The organism is Dawidia cretensis, from assembly GCF_018598175.1.
Taxonomy (GTDB): domain Bacteria; phylum Bacteroidota; class Bacteroidia; order Cytophagales; family Cyclobacteriaceae; genus Ohtaekwangia; species Ohtaekwangia cretensis.
On record NZ_JAHESE010000022.1, the window covers coordinates 19,057 to 35,781 of the forward strand.

Here is a 16,725-nt window from a genome sequence, read left to right on the forward strand (position 1 = left end):
CAACTCGGATCAAAAATAGGGATATGGCTACGACAACAAAAGCGAAAAGCGAGCCTGCCGCGGCAAAAAAGGGCGGAAAGACAGAATTCTCGAAAGAGACCTACATGTACTGGTATGAGAGCATGCAGCTCATGCGCAAGTTCGAGGAGAAAGCAGGACAGCTGTACGGCATGCAGAAGATCAAAGGATTTTGCCACTTATATATTGGTCAGGAAGCTTGTGCCTCCGGTGCCGCGTCGGCGCTGAGAAAAGGCGATAAGTGGATCACCGCCTACCGCGACCACGGCCACCCCCTGGCGCTGGGCACCGCACCGAAGGCCATCATGGCCGAGCTTTATGGCAAGGAAACCGGCACAACCAAAGGTAAAGGCGGTTCCATGCACATTTTTGATAAATCTGTTGGTTTCATCGGCGGCCACGGCATCGTAGGTGCGCAAGTGCCCATGGGCGCCGGCATCGCCTTCGCCGAAAAATATAATAAGACTGGCAACCTGTGTATTACCTACATGGGCGACGGCGCCGTGCGTCAGGGTGCCTTCCACGAGGCCCTCAACCTGGCCATGCTCTGGAAACTGCCCGTCATTTTTGTGATCGAAAACAATGGTTACGCCATGGGTACTTCCGTAGAGCGTACCTCCAACGTACACGAGCTCTATACCCTGGCCGAAGCCTATGACATGCCCGCCGAGCCGGTCAATGCCATGGACGTAGAAGCCGTACACGTGGCAGTAGCCAACGCCGCCGAGCGCGCCCGCGCGGGTGAAGGCCCTACCCTGCTGGAATTCAGAACCTACCGCTACAAAGGACACTCGATGTCCGACCCGCAGAAATACCGCAGCAAAGAAGAGGTAGAGCAATACAAACAGCGCGATCCGGTTGAAGCAGTACGAAACACCATCCTGGAAAAGAAACTGGCGACCGAAAAAGAGCTGGAGGACATCGACAACAAAATCGTCCAAACGGTCGAAGAAAGCGTGAAATTTGCGGAAGAATCGAACTTCCCCGATCCTTCTGAAGCATTGACCGACGTTTACGTACAACAGGACTACCCGTTTGTAATGGACTAAGTCCGGCCTTTTGTTTAATATGATCTAATTCGTAGTTTTGCAGCCCTCCTGACCCCAGGAGGGCTTTTATATAGAATACAATGGCTAAGAAACAAGAACACAAGCACGAACTGTTGGAAAATCCGGAAGTAATCCGGGAAACATTGGTGGGGGCCGAAAGTTGGGTTGAGAATAATTCTAAACTTTTTATCGGAATCGCCGGCGTGCTGCTCCTGGCAGTGGGTGGATACTTCGTCTTCCAAAACTGGAAAAACGGACAGGAAGAAGAAGCCCAACGCGAAATGTTCCAGGCCGTGTACTACTTCGAGCAGGACAGCCTCAACCTGGCCCTGAACGGTGACGGTAACGCCATGGGCTTTAGAGCCATCGCCGACGACTACGGCATGACCGATGCTGCCAAACTAGCCAACTTCTATGCCGGCGTAGCATACCTGAAACAAGGCAAATTCGAACTGTCGCGCATACACCTGGAAGCCTTCAGCTCCAACGACCTGCTGGTACAGGCGCGTGCGTATAGCCTCATTGGCGATACATACATAGAAGAAGAAAAATATGAGGACGCTGCCAAGTTCTACAACAAGGCCGCCAACTACAAAGAGAACAAATACTTCTCTCCCACCTACCTGATGAAGGAAGCTCTCGCCTACGAGAAGCTGAACCAAAACGACAAGGCCCGGGAGGTATATGACAAGATCATTAATCAATACTGGGAGTCATCCGAGTTCCAGAATGCCCGCAAATTCCGCGCGAGACTGGAGCCCAATTCCTAAGGTATTTTACAGTACTTTTGAAAGGATAGATTTTTCTATCCTTTTTTTATTTATACCCTAAACCCCCACCCTACAGATGGCCGGTTCATTAACATCAGGAGATGTAGAAAGCAGTGTAGACCTCTCCAAAAAGAGATTCGCCATCGTCGTGGCGGAATGGAATCCTGAAATTACGGAAGCGCTTTATAGTGGCGCCGTAGAGTCGTTGCTCAAACACGGTGTCAGGAAAAAAGACATCATTCGCAAGAACGTACCCGGCACCTTCGAGCTCACTCTCGGCGCCCTCTGGCAAGCCGAAGAAAAGAACATCGACGCCGTACTCTGCCTGGGCTGCGTCATCCAGGGCGAGACCCCACACTTCGACTACATCTGCCAGGCCGTAGCCTACGGCATCACTGAAGTAAATATCAAGACCCGCAAGCCCGTCATCTTCGGCGTATTGACAACCCTCGACAAACAACAAGCCTTCGACCGCGCCGGTGGCAAACACGGCAACAAAGGCGAAGAGGCGGCTCTAACAGCCATCAAGATGCTGAATTTCTAAAGGCTATAAGCATATCCGATCGTAGCCGTCACTGACCGCGTGGCGGCACGCTCGGCCATATCCCGCCGCTGCCAGATTGCATTGGCATTGAGGTTGTGTTTCTTTAAGAGCATATACGCCACATTATACCGCACATTCGTCACATCACCCTGCGACACGCCCGATGTATAGCTCACGTTGTATGACACCGACAACCCCATCGTCACGGCCTTACTGAATACCTTTGCCCGGGCACCTACCGTAGGCCCGATGATCAGGAACTCATCACCCCCCACGTGGTTGAACGTTGTGTTCACGGCCGCATTCAGTTGAATAGCCTCCGGCACAAACAACAGCCCATACGCCGTACTGAGATTGTAGAACCGCGACAACGCCCCCGGTCGAATCACATCACCCTGCTTGTCGGCAGCCTCCTGAAAGCTCAGGTTTGTATTGATATTCTGACGCCGGTTCTCATTGTGGCTAAAGTCATACGTCATACTCAGCGACATGTTCTGCGACAGCTGCGTAAAATCCAGCGTATCCAGGTTGTCGTATGGCGTCTGCCCCTTGATATAGTCAAACTGCGAACGGATGATCATATACGTCTGAAAGCTTGAATACGACAGCGATGTATTGAACCGGTCGCTCGGGGTATAGCTGATATTGGCCGAGCTCACAAACCGCTTCGACGACTGCTCCTTGTTATGATCCAGGTCATCGCGCTGCACACCCCAGCTGGCCGCCACCGTAACCTTGTCTTTAAAAAGCGGGGGGCATACCGCAGCGTGACGTTCTCCAGGTGACATGCACCTCACCTTACATTCATAGGCACAAGTGGAATCTCCCGAACACCAGCAAACGAATACCGGATAATTCCGGTATTTGCCAACGGCACTGAACCGGGCTGTCATTAAAAGAAATCTACCTGGCGTAAAGTTGTCCACATTTCATGCACATCTTTTTTTGAACACCAACGCATCTTTGCCGTAAATTCACTGCGGGTGTTAAGCCGATAGTCGTGTAACATATGGGTACTGGACAACTCCGGCATGAGCTTATCAACAGTCAGGATATTTAATAGATATTGAATAGTTTATTAAATTATTATCAATAGATATTCAATACTATATAAGGTATTGAATACCTGTCTATAATATCTTTTTTAAAGAAAATTAATTTATTCATAAGATAGACCCATAACCTCCTTTTGCTATATTCGCTTTATACACCCGTTATGACCCGGCGGCTGTTGTAGGTTAAATCATACGTTTTACTAAATCTATAGTGTTATGCCCTTTCTCGAAGGAATTACCTTTACTGGAAAACTAGCGGACTTGAGCGCCTACCGCATGCGCGGTTTTGACAAGATTATCGTACGCCGCAAAGGTGGCCCCAAGCCTGAACACATTCACAAAGGCGAAAATTTCGCTAACGTTCGTCGGACGATGTCCGAATTTGGCGGCTGCTCGCGAATGGGCAGGCATGTACGCCTGGCGTTGCTTCAGCTTCGCCACCTGTCCGACTATAACTTCGGCAGCGACATCAACAGCCTGATGCGCCAGGTACAGCTGCAAGACGGTACCGGCGACTGGGGGAAACGCAACATTATACTCTCCGACCACGCCCGCATCCTGGAAGGTTTTCCGATGAACGAAACCAATCCGACGTTCGATTCGGTTATTCGAAATCCCATATACTACACGATGGATCGTGCTACACGTACCGCGCAGTTGGATATACCCGAATTAAAGCGAAGCATTAATTATTTTCCTCAGAACAACCACGCCATGTTTCGCATTGTCGTGACGCTCGGCATTGTACCTGATATGGCGTTTAATATACAGAAGAAAGAGTATTTGCCGCCAGCCTGGTATTCGGCAAAATTTTACTCACGCGAGGTCTCGACGGAGTGGTATCCTTCTCTCGAAGGTATGCCGGCGACAACGCTGACGATAGCAACAGATGCCCTGCCACCGGACGACCAATGGACATTGATGTTATCGGTCGGCGTGGAGTATGGCGCATTTCGAGAGAACGGAAAGATAAAAGAGGTAGCGCGTTATGGGGCCGCGAAGATCCTGGCGTTGCGCGGAAGGAATGGATCGGATAATGATGATTTGCCGAACGAAGGAATCCACGACTCGGACGAGGCACCCGCAAAAGAACCGATAGAGCCCGATTTACCAGAGGAGCCTGCCGTTGCTGCGCATGAGGAGAAGTCATATCAGGCGCCCGAGGTGACGTATGTCTACACGACGAAAGAAAAGAACGTGGACAAAGTCGACGTTCGAGCCTATACGTATACGACGAAAGACAATAAAAAATCGGGTTGTTCGCATTTTTACAATTCAAATGCAACGTTTGCTTTTTCCTTTGCGTGTATACTGGTTTACGAAACAAAAACAACCCATCCTATGAGCGCTTTTGAAACCTTCCGCCAACTACACCAAAACGAAAAACCACTTGTCCTGGGCAACGCCTGGGACGTACACAGCGCCCGTCTATTCGAACAAAGCGGCTATGCGGCGGTGGGCACCTCCAGTCATGCGGTAGCACAGGTGTTAGGGTATGATGACGGCGAGAATGTGTCGTTCGATGACCTGCTGCGCCTGGCGCGGCGTACGGCAGAAGTCGTAAAGATCCCTGTAACGGTGGACCTGGAAGCCGGCTATGCACGCACGGCAGACGGCATTGTCGAGAATATCAAAAAGCTGCACGACGTCGGCGTGGCCGGTATCAACCTGGAAGATACTCTGCCGAACACAGCGGCACTTCGCCCGGCCGAAGAATTCCAGAAGCAATTATCGGCCATCATCAATAAAATGGCGCAGCAAAATATCAAGCTATTCATTAATACCCGTACGGATGGTTTTATCCTCGGACTGGAAACGGCATTGGAAGAAACCACTACCCGAGCCAGGCTCTACGAGCAAACCGGCGTGCATGGCTTGTTTGTCCCTTGCATGATCGAGGAGAAAGATATTCGCGCCGTGACAAGCACGACCAAACTGCCCGTCAGCGTGATGTGTCTACCTACGCTTCCGGCGTTCGACGCGCTGGGAGCCTGGGGATTGAAACGCATTAGCATGGGGCCTTTCGCTTACCGCTATGTAAACAAACAAGCAGAGGCGGCGATGAAGGACGTGTTGAGTGTAAATAGCTTCAAGCCTTTCTTTTAAGTATACTTAGGGCGGTGAAACTCTCTTCGCCCAAAGCTTTTTCCGTTCGACAATCAGGAACACCAGGAACGTGCCCCACAAGAGTACGGCAACCCCGATTTCAAACAGCGCGTCATTCCATGCGGATGCGACATTAAAAAATCGCAACGGGAAGGGTATCAGAAAGCCGAGCATTGTTGCAAACTTCAGGAAGTCTACCAAAGTTTTGGTACGCTTCATGATAACGTGAATGCCATAGGAAAGAAAAATTATTAACGGAGCTAGCATTAAAATCTGATCGGCTCCTGTCAAATGTAAAATCTTAAAGCAAACACCCAGCGCCAACACGCCCAATCCAATCTTGGCAAAGGAAAAATATGGGGTTCCCATGAAGGTACCGTTTAACAACATCATAATCACCGCAAGGAGAGTTGCAAAAACTCCGGAATAATCTGTACCACGCATAATGCAGGAATATTGAGGAATGAGCTCAATGAGGATTCCCTGAATCACCAGGAATGCTATCGCGGCGATCAGAAGTTTATTCAGTATACTCACAGGCCTTAAAGTCTCAATTTATTCCGTAAATACCAACTCCAGGGTTTTAGCCCCGGGGTGGATCTCCCCCGATGCAGACATCAAAATATTTACGGTGTTATCGATGGTTGTTTTTTTGGGGAGAATGATTGTAAATTTGAAGTTATGGTAATCGTAAATATCCGCCTCATCCTTTCCATTGTCGTGATGATACTCAATGGGGTTTTGGTGTTTGCCTTCATTTTTTTTCTCTTGAAAGGACTGATTACCGACGACCGAAAACAATTTACCAAAATGATGGTAGCGGTGATCGCTTTGGTTTTAGTAAATCTTCTGAATTGGTTTGTCTTTTTCAGTCGCATCGTTTTTTGAGACAACCGTAGCTATTGACGATGACGTTAACCAATGCAAAGACCAGCAATTGAAATTGGTTCAGGTCGTCTCGTAAAACACATGAAAGTCATCGTGCCAAAAAATTGGAATTGATGCGTAGACACCCGCTGCCTCAATATGTTCGTGTATTTCCATTGCGACCCTTTTTTCTCGTCAGCCTATATCTGTTGTCATAAAAAAAGCCAGTGTAGACCACTGGCTTTTCTATTATTGGAAATCTGCGATTAGAAGTTCTTCACCACTTCTTGTCCAAACTCCGAGCACTTCAGCAGTGTAGCGCCTTCCATCTGACGGTGGAAGTCGTACGTTACTTTTTTGCTGTTGATAGCGCCTTCGAGACCTTTGATGATCAGGTCGGCAGCTTCTTGCCAGCCCATGTACTCGAGCATCATAACACCTGATAGGATTACCGAGCCTGGGTTTACTTTGTCCTGGCCGGCGTACTTGGGTGCTGTGCCGTGAGTTGCTTCGAAGATGGCGTGGCCGGTGATGTAGTTGACGTTACCGCCCGGGGCGATACCGATGCCGCCTACGATGGCAGCGAGCGCGTCAGAGATATAGTCGCCATTGAGGTTCAACGTGGCCACTACTGAATACTCGTCGGGGCGTAATAAGATTTGTTGCAGGAAGGCGTCGGCGATGGCGTCTTTGATCACGATCTTGTGACCGTCTTTTTCAATGACTTGCCAAGGGCCGCCGTCGAGGTCTTTTGCACCGAATTCGCTTTTCGCCAGGGCATATCCCCAGTCGCGGAAACCGCCTTCGGTAAATTTCATGATGTTGCCTTTGTGTACCAGGGTTACGCTGGGCTTCTTCTGGGCAATGGCAAACTCGATGGCCGAGCGCACGAGGCGTTCTGTACCTTCTTTTGACACGGGCTTGATGCCGATGCCGGATGTCTGCGGGAAGCGGATCTTCTTGTACAGCTTCGAATAGTTTTCTTCAAAGATCTTCAGGAATTTCTTGACGTCTTCGCTGCCTTCCTGGAATTCGATGCCGGCATAGATATCTTCTGTGTTTTCGCGGAAGATAACCATGTCTGTTTTGTGGGGCTCTTTTACCGGTGACGGTACACCTTTAAACCACCGTACTGGCCGTACGCAGGCATACAGGTCAAGCTCCTGGCGCAGGGCTACGTTCAGAGAACGGATACCACCGCCTACGGGCGTGGTCAGGGGGCCTTTGATACCCACCAGGTACTCGCGGAAAATCGTCAGCGTCTCTTCCGGCAGCCAGTTGCCGGTTTGGTTAAAGGCTTTCTCACCAGCCAGGGTCTCTTTCCAGTTGATTTTACGCTTGCCGTTGTAGGCTTTCTCAACTGCTTTATCGAATACGTACTTGGATGCTGGCCAGATGTCTACGCCGGTACCGTCACCTTCGATAAAAGGAATCGTCGGATTATCGGGCACGTTGAGTTTGCCGTTGCTGATGCTGATTTTCTGATCGCTCATTTTACTATATTGTTTATTAGTTACGTGTATTTGTGATTTGGGTGTGTACGTGTGCACGTCCTCACGTATGACCTGCCTTTGATTTGGGCGCGGAAAATTAAAAAATTAAGTACAGAAATGAAGATATTTTGTGTTCATTCGTTTCTCTAGAAAGTAAACTATGAAAGCCTTTTTTTGCATTCTGCCACTGTTTTTTCTCTTTCAGGCACACACACCCGCGGAACGCCCGTCCACAGCCGAAATCTGCCTTTCGGGCGAAGAAAAGAAATTGTACGACCTGATCATGGCCTACCGGAAGACAAAGGGATTGCCACCGATTCCGCTGTCGGCCAAGCTCACCCAGGTAGCCCAAACCCACGCCCGCGACCTGTCGGAGAACTACACGTTCAACCCCACTAATAAATGTAATCCGCACAGCTGGTCGAAAAAGGGCGCCTGGAGCTCGTGCTGCTACACCAGCGATCATGCCCAGGCGCAGTGTATGTGGGACAAACCCAAGGAGATTGCCGGCTACGAGTCGGAAGGCTACGAAATTGCCTACTACGGGTCAGCCGGTTCCAAAGCCGAGGAAGCGCTGGAAGGCTGGAAAAAAAGCCCCGGTCACAACCCGCTGATCATCAACAGCGACACCTGGAGTCAGCTGACCTGGAAGGGAATCGGCATCGGCCTCTATAAAGAGTATGGTCTGGTGTGGTTCGGTGCGTTGGAAGACGCTACGCCGATAAAAGTGTGCAAATAAAGAATGGCTGCACATCGGTCATTCTGTCCTTTTTCTTCCCCTTTAGGCTGACTTTTCTGCCATAAGTGCATGAATTCCATTCAAATTTGAAGTGGAGTGTGATTTGATTACCCTCTTCGGAGGAAAATAGTAGCATTATGAACTTTGATAAATTCACCATAAAATCTCAAGAGGCACTGCAGAAGTCAGCCGAGCTTGCCATGGGCAACCAGCAGCAAGCGATCGAGCCGGGCCACGTGCTGAAGGCGATCCTCGAGACGGACGAGAACGTTTCGGGCTACTTGTTTAAGAAGCTCAACATTAATAGTACGATCCTGGAAAACCGTCTGGAGGAGATCATCCAGGGCTACCCCCGCGTGACGGGTCAGCAGCCGTATCTGTCATCGGGCACCAACACGGTGTTGCAGAACGCACAGAAAGAGCTGCGCGAATTTAAAGACGAATATGTAGCCGTCGAGCACTTGTTGCTGGCATTGCTGGACACAAAGGACAAGGTGTCGACGGTGATGAAGGATACTGGCTTCGAGCGGAGCGGATTGATCAAGGCGATCAAGGAATTGCGCGGTGGCAACACGGTTACCGATCAAAACGCGGAAGCGAAGTATAAATCACTGGAGCGCTATTCAAAGAACCTGAACGAGCTTGCCAAGCGTGGTAAGATCGATCCGGTCATTGGCCGCGACGAAGAGATTCGCCGTGTGTTGCAGATTCTGTCACGTCGTACCAAGAATAACCCCATTTTGTTAGGTGAGCCTGGTGTCGGTAAGACGGCGATTGTGGAAGGCATGGCGCAGCGTATTGTTGACGGCGATGTGCCGGAGAACCTGCGCGAGAAAATTCTGGTGTCGTTGGACATGGGCTTGTTGGTGGCAGGCGCGAAGTATAAAGGCGAGTTTGAAGAACGCCTGAAGGCGGTCATTAAAGAGGTGACCGACTCCAACGGTCAGATTATTCTTTTTATTGACGAGATCCACACCTTGATCGGTGCAGGGGGTGGTGGCGAAGGTGCCATGGATGCCGCCAACTTGCTTAAGCCTGCGTTGGCCCGCGGCGAACTGCATGCGATCGGTGCCACTACATTAAAGGAGTATCAGAAGTATATCGAGAAGGACAAGGCGCTGGAACGTCGCTTCCAGTCTGTTATGGTAGACGAGCCTTCGGTAGAAGATTCGATCTCGATTCTGCGTGGTATAAAAGATAAATATGAGCTGCACCACGGGGTGCGGATCAAAGACGACGCGGTCATTGCTTCGGTCGAATTGTCGAGCCGCTATATCAGCGACCGCTTCCTGCCCGACAAGGCCATTGACTTGATGGACGAAGCGGCTGCCAAGCTGCGCCTGGAAATGGACTCGCTGCCGGAAGAGCTCGACGAATTGAATCGTAAGATCATGCAGCTCGAGATCGAGCGTGAAGCGATCCGTCGTGAAAAAGATAAAGAAAAAGAGGCTGTGCTGAGCAAGGACATTGCGGAGCTTTCGGAGCAACGTAATTCGCTCAAGGCGAAGTGGGAAAGTGAAAAAGAGGTGGTGCATGGCATTCAGAAAGCGAAAGAAGATATTGACAAGCTGAAGTTCGAAGCCGAGCAGGCTGAGAAGGCTGGTGATTATGGTAAGGTGGCTGAGATCCGTTACGGTAAAATTACCGAGGCGGAAAAACGCCTGAACGAGTACCAGCAGAAGATGAAGGACATGCAAGGCGAGAAGTCGCTGTTGAAAGAAGAAGTAGACAGCGAGGATATTGCCGAAGTTGTAGCGAAGTGGACGGGTATACCGGTATCCAAGATGTTGCAGAGCGACCGCGAAAAATTGCTGCAACTGGAAGAGGAGTTAAGCCGGCGTGTCGCCGGGCAGGAGGAAGCGATTCGTGCGTTGAGCGACGCGGTGCGTAGAAGTCGCGCCGGTCTGCAAGATCCGAAGCGGCCCATTGGCTCGTTTATCTTTATGGGTACAACGGGGGTCGGCAAGACGGAGCTTTCGAAGGCGCTGGCCGATTATCTCTTCAACGACGAGAACGCGATGGTGCGGATCGACATGAGCGAGTACCAGGAGCGTCACAGCGTAAGCCGTTTGATCGGCGCGCCTCCGGGCTACGTAGGTTACGATGAAGGTGGTCAGCTGACAGAGTCCGTGCGCAGAAAGCCGTACTCGGTCATTCTGCTGGACGAGATCGAGAAGGCACACCCGGATGTTTTTAACATCTTGCTGCAAGTGCTCGATGAAGGCCGTCTGACCGATAACAAAGGACGCGTGGCGAACTTTAAGAACACGATCATTATCATGACAACCAACATCGGCTCGCAGATCATTCAGGAGAACTTCGAGAAGATCAACGATACGAACTTCTTCGATGTGCTGGAAGAGACGAAAGAAGAGGTGTTGAGCCTGTTGAAGAAGTCTGTGCGGCCGGAGTTTGTGAACCGCATCGATGAGATCATTATGTTCCGTCCGTTGAGCCAGCAAGACATTCGCAAGATTGTGGACATACAGGTGGACATCGTGCGCAAGCGCCTGGAAGAAGCCGGTGTACGCATCGAAGTTTCGGATGCGGCACGCGATCGCCTCGCGTACCTGGGCTTCGATCCGCAGTACGGTGCACGCCCGCTGAAGCGCGTGTTGCAGCGTGAGCTGTTGAACGAGCTCTCCAAACAGATTCTTGCCGGTAAAGTTCAGAAGGACTCGGTGATTTTCATCGACCTGAAGAACGGCGTAGAGTTTGTGTTTGAGAACGGCGAGCTGATGCCTGCTATAAATTAATGCAGACCGGGAACTAAAGAACATAGCAACATCGTTATATAGACAGGTTTAAGGATTGGTGATCCCGACTACGGTCGGGATGTGAAGTTGGTTAGAGGGGTTTGGTTTAGCCCCCGGGGTGGTTCCCGGGGGCTCTTTTATTTTGCGCCTCGCGCATATACCGGTATATAATTTTGCTCTATAAAGCAAAAGCCACACATGCAATGCATGCGTGGCTTTTTTTATGTGCGTGTGTTGCGTGCTTAGTAGGCGCGAACGAGCTTGCCTTCCATGTAATTTACGTAGGAGCGGTTCACCACTTTCATACCACCGGGGGTAGGATAATCGCCTGTGAAATACCAGTCGCCGCTGTGAAGAGGGATGGCTTTATGTAAATTATCTACCGTCTGGAAGATAATTTCCAGTTCCGCATTCATATCGGCGGGGCGACAGATTTCCGTGACCTTTGCCGAAATCTCGTCGTGGGTAAATTGTTCGTACAGCTGCTTGACGTAGTTCTGCTGACGCTCGTGGCCGCGGGCGCGGGTACAACGCTCGTATACTTCGCCGAGCAGGTAGTCTTTGCCTTGATCTTTCAGTAACGCACGCATGGCGCGGAACGCAACGAATTCACCCATCTTGCTCATGTCGATGCCGTAGCAGTCGGGGAAGCGGATCTGCGGTGCCGATGACACGACCACGATCTTTTTCGGACCGAGACGATCGAGCATTTTCAAAATGCTTTTCTCCAGTGTCGTACCGCGCACGATCGAGTCGTCGATTACCACCACCGTGTCGATGCCCTTGCGAATCACCTCGTAGGTAGTGTCGTATACGTGCGACACCATTTCGTCGCGGTGTTCGTCGTCGGTAATGAATGTGCGCAGCTTCACGTCTTTCAGCACGAGCTTTTCCACGCGGGGACGCAGCGAGAGTATATCTTCCAGGGAGTCGACGGAGGGTTTGCCGTCGATGATGATGTCTTTCTGTTTGTTGATGAGGTATTCTTCAATGCCTTCCATCATGCCGAAGAATGCGGTCTCGGCCGTGTTCGGAATATAGGAGAATACGGTGTTGCGCAAGTCGGAGTTGATCGCCTTCAGCACCTGCGGCACGAGCAGGCGGCCAAGCTGTTTGCGTTCGCGATAGATATCCGGGTCGTTGCCGCGTGAAAAGTAGATGCGTTCAAAGCTGCACGCTGTTTTCTCGCCGGGCTGGGTAATCTGATACTGGCCGTACTCGCCGCTCTTATTGACAATGAGCGCGTGACCCGGCTTTATTTCTTCGATCTGACTGTAGTCTACGTTGAAGGCGGTTTTAATAGCCGGCTTTTCAGACGCTACTACCACTACTTCGTCGTCTGCATAATAGTATGCCGGGCGTATACCGTTGGGATCGCGTGTTACGAATGCCGAGCCGGAGCCGGTTACACCGGCCATGGTATAACCACCGTCGAAATCTTTGCAGGCGCGTTTCAGGACGCGGTGCAGGTCGAGCTCATTCTCGATGATATCGGATACTTCGCGGTTGGAGAATTTGTCTTTATATCTTTCGAAAAGCGTCTGCACTTCTTCGTCGAGGAAGTGGCCGATCTTTTCCATGACGGTAACGGTGTCTACTTTTTCTTTCGGGTGCTGGCCAAGGCCGACGAGCAGGTCGAAGAGCTCCTCTACGTTGGTCATGTTAAAGTTACCCGCCATGACCAGGTTACGGCTGCGCCAGTTGTTTTGACGCAGGAACGGGTGCACGTTTTCAATGCTGTTCATGCCGTGCGTACCGTAGCGTAAGTGGCCCAGCCACAGCTCGCCGGTGAAGGCTACGTTCTCCTTGAGCCATTGCTCGTCGCGGAAACGTCCTTTGCCTTCTTTCTGTGCGCGCTTGTATTTTTTGCTGATCTTTTTGAAGAGGTGGGCTACGGGTTGGGCTTTGATGGAACGATAGCGGCTAATGTAACGGTGTCCGGGTTCGATGTCTAGTTTGATGTTGGCGATCCCTGCGCCATCCTGTCCGCGATTGTGCTGCTTCTCCATTAGGATATACATCTTGTTCATCGCGTAAGTTGGTCCGTACTTTTCAATGTAGTACGAAAGGGGCTTACGCAGGCGGATCATTGCAATGCCGCACTCGTGCAGGATTTGGTCACTCATGTTTGGTGGTCCGTTAGTCTCGTTAGACCCGTTGTTGGCCGTTCGTTGTAACCGTTTTTGCACACCCGGCAATTCGCCTGCAGCACACGGACAACGAATAACCGTTAACGGATCACAAAGGTAATTTTATTAATCCATCCCATCAACAATCCGGGACTGAAGAAGAGGATGAGTAGCAGTAAAACCAACAACAGGCCAAAAAGATTTTCGAATGTGAGGTTATTTGTGGAAGTGGGCGATTCGCCATTTTTTATAAAGGCGAAATAGGGTATGCGCAGATAATAAAAGAGCGAAACCACCGTATTCAGCAAACCAATGACGAGTAGCCACAACAGCACAGGCTTGCCCGACTGCGCGTAAGCCTCCCACAATGCAGAAAAAATAAAAAGTTTGCCTGTAAAACCCGCCGTAGGAGGCAATCCCGTCAGCGCCACCATGCCCACCAGCAGGAACACCATGGGCCACACCCGCTGGCGACCGAGCCCCTGATACGATGCAATCGTTTCCAATCCTATATTTTCAAAGCTTTGCAGGTATATAAAGACCAGGAAATTCATGATGACATACACCGTGGCGTAGAACAGCATAAACTGCATGCCTTGTGGCAGGAAGGCCACAACACCCACGAGTAAAAAACCAGACTGTGCAATGGAGGAATACGCCATGAGGCGTTTTGGATTTTTTTGCCACAGTGCCGAAAAATTTCCGACGGTGAGGGTGATGATCGCCACTACCGCCAGTACGCCCTGCCAGTCGAAGGCGGAGTGTCCGTATGCGTTCAGCACGAGCACAAATTTTAGCAATGCGCCCACGGCGGCAAGTTTGGGCACCACGGAGAAAAATGCTACGACGGGCATCGGCGCGCCTTCGTACACGTCCGGCGCCCAGGGGTGCACGGGGGCGGCAGCCAGTTTGTATAAGAATCCGGCGAGTACCATCAGGCCGGCCACAAATACGAGGGGTGTTTGCTGCTGTTGCAAGGCGGCCGAAAATGTTTCGGAAGAAAAGTCCAGTGTGCCGGTGAATCCGTACAGCAGCGACAACCCGTACAGCATGACGGCGGATGCTACCGCACCGAACAGAAAATATTTCAAGCTTCCTTCCGCGCCCTGACGCGTAAAAGAAAATCCGGCGAGCACGTACGAGCACAACGACATGATTTCCAGCGACAGGAATGTCATGAGCAGGTTTTGGCTCATGACGAGCAGGTGTGCACCGAGTATGATGGAGAGCAGGAGCGAATAATATTCGGAAAGTCGCTCGTCGGCGCGCTTGTTGCGCCAGGCCATGACAAGTGTCAATACACCGCCGATGTCGATCAGGGCGCGTAGGTAGGCGGAGAAGTTGTCGCTGCGGACCATGCCGCCAAACAATGTATGGGCGAAGGGTTCGGCGTGATACGGCAGGCTTACAAAGCTGAGCAGCATGACACCAAAGACCATGAGTGACAACCTTCCGCGGCGGCGGTTGAGCAGGCCCGCCAGCAAGACGAGGAGGATGCCCAGCGACAGGATGAGCTCGGGCACAAAGGCATGCAGGCTATTCCGAACCAGGGCGATCGTTTCTGACAGGCCGCGTTCCACTGGCTTATAGTTTAAAGGTTACGCTTTTGCCGACGGTGAGCACGTGCTCACAAAATTGCTGCGCGAACGGATCGATGATGCTCAGCACGGGCTGCGGCCATACACCAAACGCGAGCGCCGCCAGCGCCAGGGGCACGAGCTGTATATATTCCCGCAGGGTGAGGTCGGTGATCTGCGCCGGCTGTATGCCCCCTTTCAGATCAAACGGACCAAAGAACATGCGTTGCAGCGTCCACAGATAGTAGGCCGCGCCGAACACCAGGCCAGACGTGGCAATGATGGCCAGGCTTTCGTGTAGCAGTCCGTTGGTGCTGGCCGATTTAAAGGCGCCGAGGAATATCAATATTTCCGCAATGAAGCCCGAGAAGCCCGGCAAGCCCATAGAGGCAAAGAATGACACCAACACCATGGCGGTATAGGCAGGCATCCGCGACGACAATCCGGAGTAGTGTGAAATGGTGCGGTCGTGTGTACGATCGTATACGACGCCGGCTATGACGAAGAGCATGGCCGAGATGATGCCGTGGCTGAACATTTGGTACATCGCGCCGCTTACACCTTCCGGCGTCACGGCGGCCAGGCCCAACAGTACAAATCCCATGTGTGCCACCGAGGAGTACGCGATGAGTCGCTTGAGGTCTTTGCTTGCCATGGCGTTGAAGCTGCCGTAGACAATAGAGATCACGCCCATGATGCCTACGAAGCTACTGAAGTATAGTGCTGCATCGGGGAAGATGGGCAGCGCGATGCGTGCGAGGCCGTAGCCACCGATCTTCAACAGCAACGCCGCCAGGAGCACTGACATCGGCGTCGGCGCTTCTACGTGTGCATCGGGCAGCCAGGTGTGCAGCGGTACCATGGGCAACTTGATGGCAAACCCGAAGAAGAGCAGCAGGAACGCCCATTGGCGCGCATCGAGCGGGCCGAGCCTCCACACATTGTGGGGATCGAATATAGCGTGCGACACAATGTTAGACGGGTCGGCCATGTGCAGCAGGTTGAAGGTGTGCACCAGCCCACCGGGCGAAGACGGATCGTGTACGCTGATGTATAGACCGATCATCACGATCAGAATGAGAACGGACCCGAGCAGCGTGTATAAGAAAAATTTAATGGAGGCATATTCTCTTCTCGGCCCGCCCCAGATGGCGATGAGAAAGAACATGGGCAGCAGCATAAACTCGAAGAAGAGGTAGAATAACAGGAAGTCGAGTGCGACGAAACTGCCAATGATGGCGGCGTTGAGCACCAGTAATAAAATGTAGTAGCCTTTTGCCTGGCGGATGGTTTGCCACGAAGAGATGGTGGCGATGAGCAGTATAAAAACCGACAGGGCTACCAGGGGCAGGCTGAGTCCGTCTACGCCGACAAAGTATTCGGCGCGAAATACGCCCCACGCGCCCAGGCTGATGACGATCCAGGGTTGTTGCTCGACATGTTGCAGTCCGCCGGCGGGGTTATAGGCGACCAGCAATTGGAGCAGAACAAACACTTGCAGCACACTGATCAGCAACGCCAGCCACCGGAACGACTTCACGGCCCCGGCGGGGATAAACACCGCGGCCAGCGCGGCTGCGAGCGGTGTGAAGATCAGGAATGAGAGAAGGTATGGCTGCATT

The 16,725-nt window shown here is 51.6% G+C and carries 12 protein-coding genes; 6 read left to right on the forward strand and 6 right to left on the reverse strand.

The window, feature by feature from the left end; genetic code table 11:
• Positions 1 to 23 precede the first annotated feature (23 nt).
• From pdhA to ribH, 3 genes are all read left to right on the forward strand, one after another.
• Complete coding sequence (pdhA, locus tag KK062_RS19200; protein WP_254085961.1) at positions 24 to 1,067, forward strand: pyruvate dehydrogenase (acetyl-transferring) E1 component subunit alpha; 1,044 nt, start codon at positions 24 to 26, stop codon at positions 1,065 to 1,067.
• Positions 1,068 to 1,147: 80 nt separating this feature from the next.
• A complete protein-coding gene (locus KK062_RS19205; RefSeq protein WP_254085962.1) occupies positions 1,148 to 1,837 on the forward strand; it encodes a tetratricopeptide repeat protein in 690 nt (229 codons plus the stop codon).
• A 76-nt stretch (positions 1,838 to 1,913) separates the two neighbouring features.
• A complete protein-coding gene (gene ribH, locus KK062_RS19210; protein ID WP_254085963.1) occupies positions 1,914 to 2,381 on the forward strand; it encodes a 6,7-dimethyl-8-ribityllumazine synthase in 468 nt (155 codons plus the stop codon).
• On the opposite strand, the gene KK062_RS19215 is transcribed toward ribH, so the two are convergent.
• Positions 2,378 to 3,169, reverse strand: a complete 792-nt coding sequence (locus KK062_RS19215; protein ID WP_254085964.1) for a hypothetical protein — start codon at positions 3,167 to 3,169, stop codon at positions 2,378 to 2,380. The two genes, ribH and KK062_RS19215, sit on opposite strands and share 4 nt — an antisense overlap.
• 483 nt (positions 3,170 to 3,652) lie before the next feature.
• Between KK062_RS19215 and KK062_RS19220 the strand changes: the two genes are divergently transcribed.
• Complete coding sequence (locus KK062_RS19220; RefSeq protein ID WP_254085965.1) at positions 3,653 to 5,542, forward strand: isocitrate lyase/PEP mutase family protein; 1,890 nt, start codon at positions 3,653 to 3,655, stop codon at positions 5,540 to 5,542.
• A 6-nt stretch (positions 5,543 to 5,548) separates the two neighbouring features.
• Here the strand turns inward: KK062_RS19220 and KK062_RS19225 are convergent, their stop codons facing one another.
• Both KK062_RS19225 and icd read right to left on the reverse strand, forming a co-directional pair.
• A complete protein-coding gene (locus KK062_RS19225) occupies positions 5,549 to 6,079 on the reverse strand; it encodes a hypothetical protein (protein WP_254085966.1) in 531 nt (176 codons plus the stop codon).
• A 596-nt stretch (positions 6,080 to 6,675) separates the two neighbouring features.
• Positions 6,676 to 7,902 carry an NADP-dependent isocitrate dehydrogenase gene (icd, locus tag KK062_RS19230; protein WP_254085967.1) on the reverse strand — a complete coding sequence of 409 codons (1,227 nt, stop codon included), beginning with the start codon at positions 7,900 to 7,902 and terminating at the stop codon, positions 6,676 to 6,678.
• Between the two features lie 160 nt (positions 7,903 to 8,062).
• Between icd and KK062_RS19235 the strand changes: the two genes are divergently transcribed.
• Positions 8,063 to 8,641, forward strand: a complete 579-nt coding sequence (locus KK062_RS19235; RefSeq protein ID WP_254085968.1) for a CAP domain-containing protein — start codon at positions 8,063 to 8,065, stop codon at positions 8,639 to 8,641.
• 137 nt (positions 8,642 to 8,778) lie between these two features.
• A complete protein-coding gene (gene clpB, locus KK062_RS19240) occupies positions 8,779 to 11,397 on the forward strand; it encodes an ATP-dependent chaperone ClpB (protein ID WP_254085969.1) in 2,619 nt (872 codons plus the stop codon).
• 242 nt (positions 11,398 to 11,639) lie between these two features.
• Here the strand turns inward: clpB and KK062_RS19245 are convergent, their stop codons facing one another.
• The 3 genes from KK062_RS19245 to KK062_RS19255 form a co-directional block, all read right to left on the reverse strand.
• The gene (locus KK062_RS19245; RefSeq protein WP_254085970.1) at positions 11,640 to 13,523 is read right to left on the reverse strand and encodes an amidophosphoribosyltransferase; all 1,884 of its coding nucleotides are present in this window, start codon (positions 13,521 to 13,523) and stop codon (positions 11,640 to 11,642) included.
• A gap of 104 nt (positions 13,524 to 13,627) precedes the next feature.
• Positions 13,628 to 15,106: an NADH-quinone oxidoreductase subunit N gene (locus KK062_RS19250; protein WP_254085971.1), complete on the reverse strand. Its 1,479-nt coding sequence runs from the start codon at positions 15,104 to 15,106 to the stop codon at positions 13,628 to 13,630.
• A 4-nt stretch (positions 15,107 to 15,110) separates the two neighbouring features.
• Positions 15,111 to 16,724: a complex I subunit 4 family protein gene (locus KK062_RS19255; RefSeq protein ID WP_254085972.1), complete on the reverse strand. Its 1,614-nt coding sequence runs from the start codon at positions 16,722 to 16,724 to the stop codon at positions 15,111 to 15,113.
• Position 16,725 lies beyond the last annotated feature (1 nt).

Excerpts from the sequence above, each read along its gene's own strand:
- pdhA (WP_254085961.1), top strand. The coding sequence starts at position 24 with ATGGCTACGACAACAAAAGCGAAAAGCGAGCCTGCCGCGGCAAAAAAG.
- KK062_RS19205 (WP_254085962.1), top strand. The coding sequence starts at position 1,148 with ATGGCTAAGAAACAAGAACACAAGCACGAACTGTTGGAAAATCCGGAA.
- ribH (WP_254085963.1), top strand. The coding sequence starts at position 1,914 with ATGGCCGGTTCATTAACATCAGGAGATGTAGAAAGCAGTGTAGACCTC.
- KK062_RS19215 (WP_254085964.1), bottom strand. The coding sequence starts at position 3,169 with ATGTCACCTGGAGAACGTCACGCTGCGGTATGCCCCCCGCTTTTTAAA.
- KK062_RS19220 (WP_254085965.1), top strand. The coding sequence starts at position 3,653 with ATGCCCTTTCTCGAAGGAATTACCTTTACTGGAAAACTAGCGGACTTG.
- icd (WP_254085967.1), bottom strand. The coding sequence starts at position 7,902 with ATGAGCGATCAGAAAATCAGCATCAGCAACGGCAAACTCAACGTGCCC.
- KK062_RS19235 (WP_254085968.1), top strand. The coding sequence starts at position 8,063 with ATGAAAGCCTTTTTTTGCATTCTGCCACTGTTTTTTCTCTTTCAGGCA.
- clpB (WP_254085969.1), top strand. The coding sequence starts at position 8,779 with ATGAACTTTGATAAATTCACCATAAAATCTCAAGAGGCACTGCAGAAG.
- KK062_RS19245 (WP_254085970.1), bottom strand. The coding sequence starts at position 13,523 with ATGAGTGACCAAATCCTGCACGAGTGCGGCATTGCAATGATCCGCCTG.
- KK062_RS19255 (WP_254085972.1), bottom strand. The coding sequence starts at position 16,724 with ATGCAGCCATACCTTCTCTCATTCCTGATCTTCACACCGCTCGCAGCC.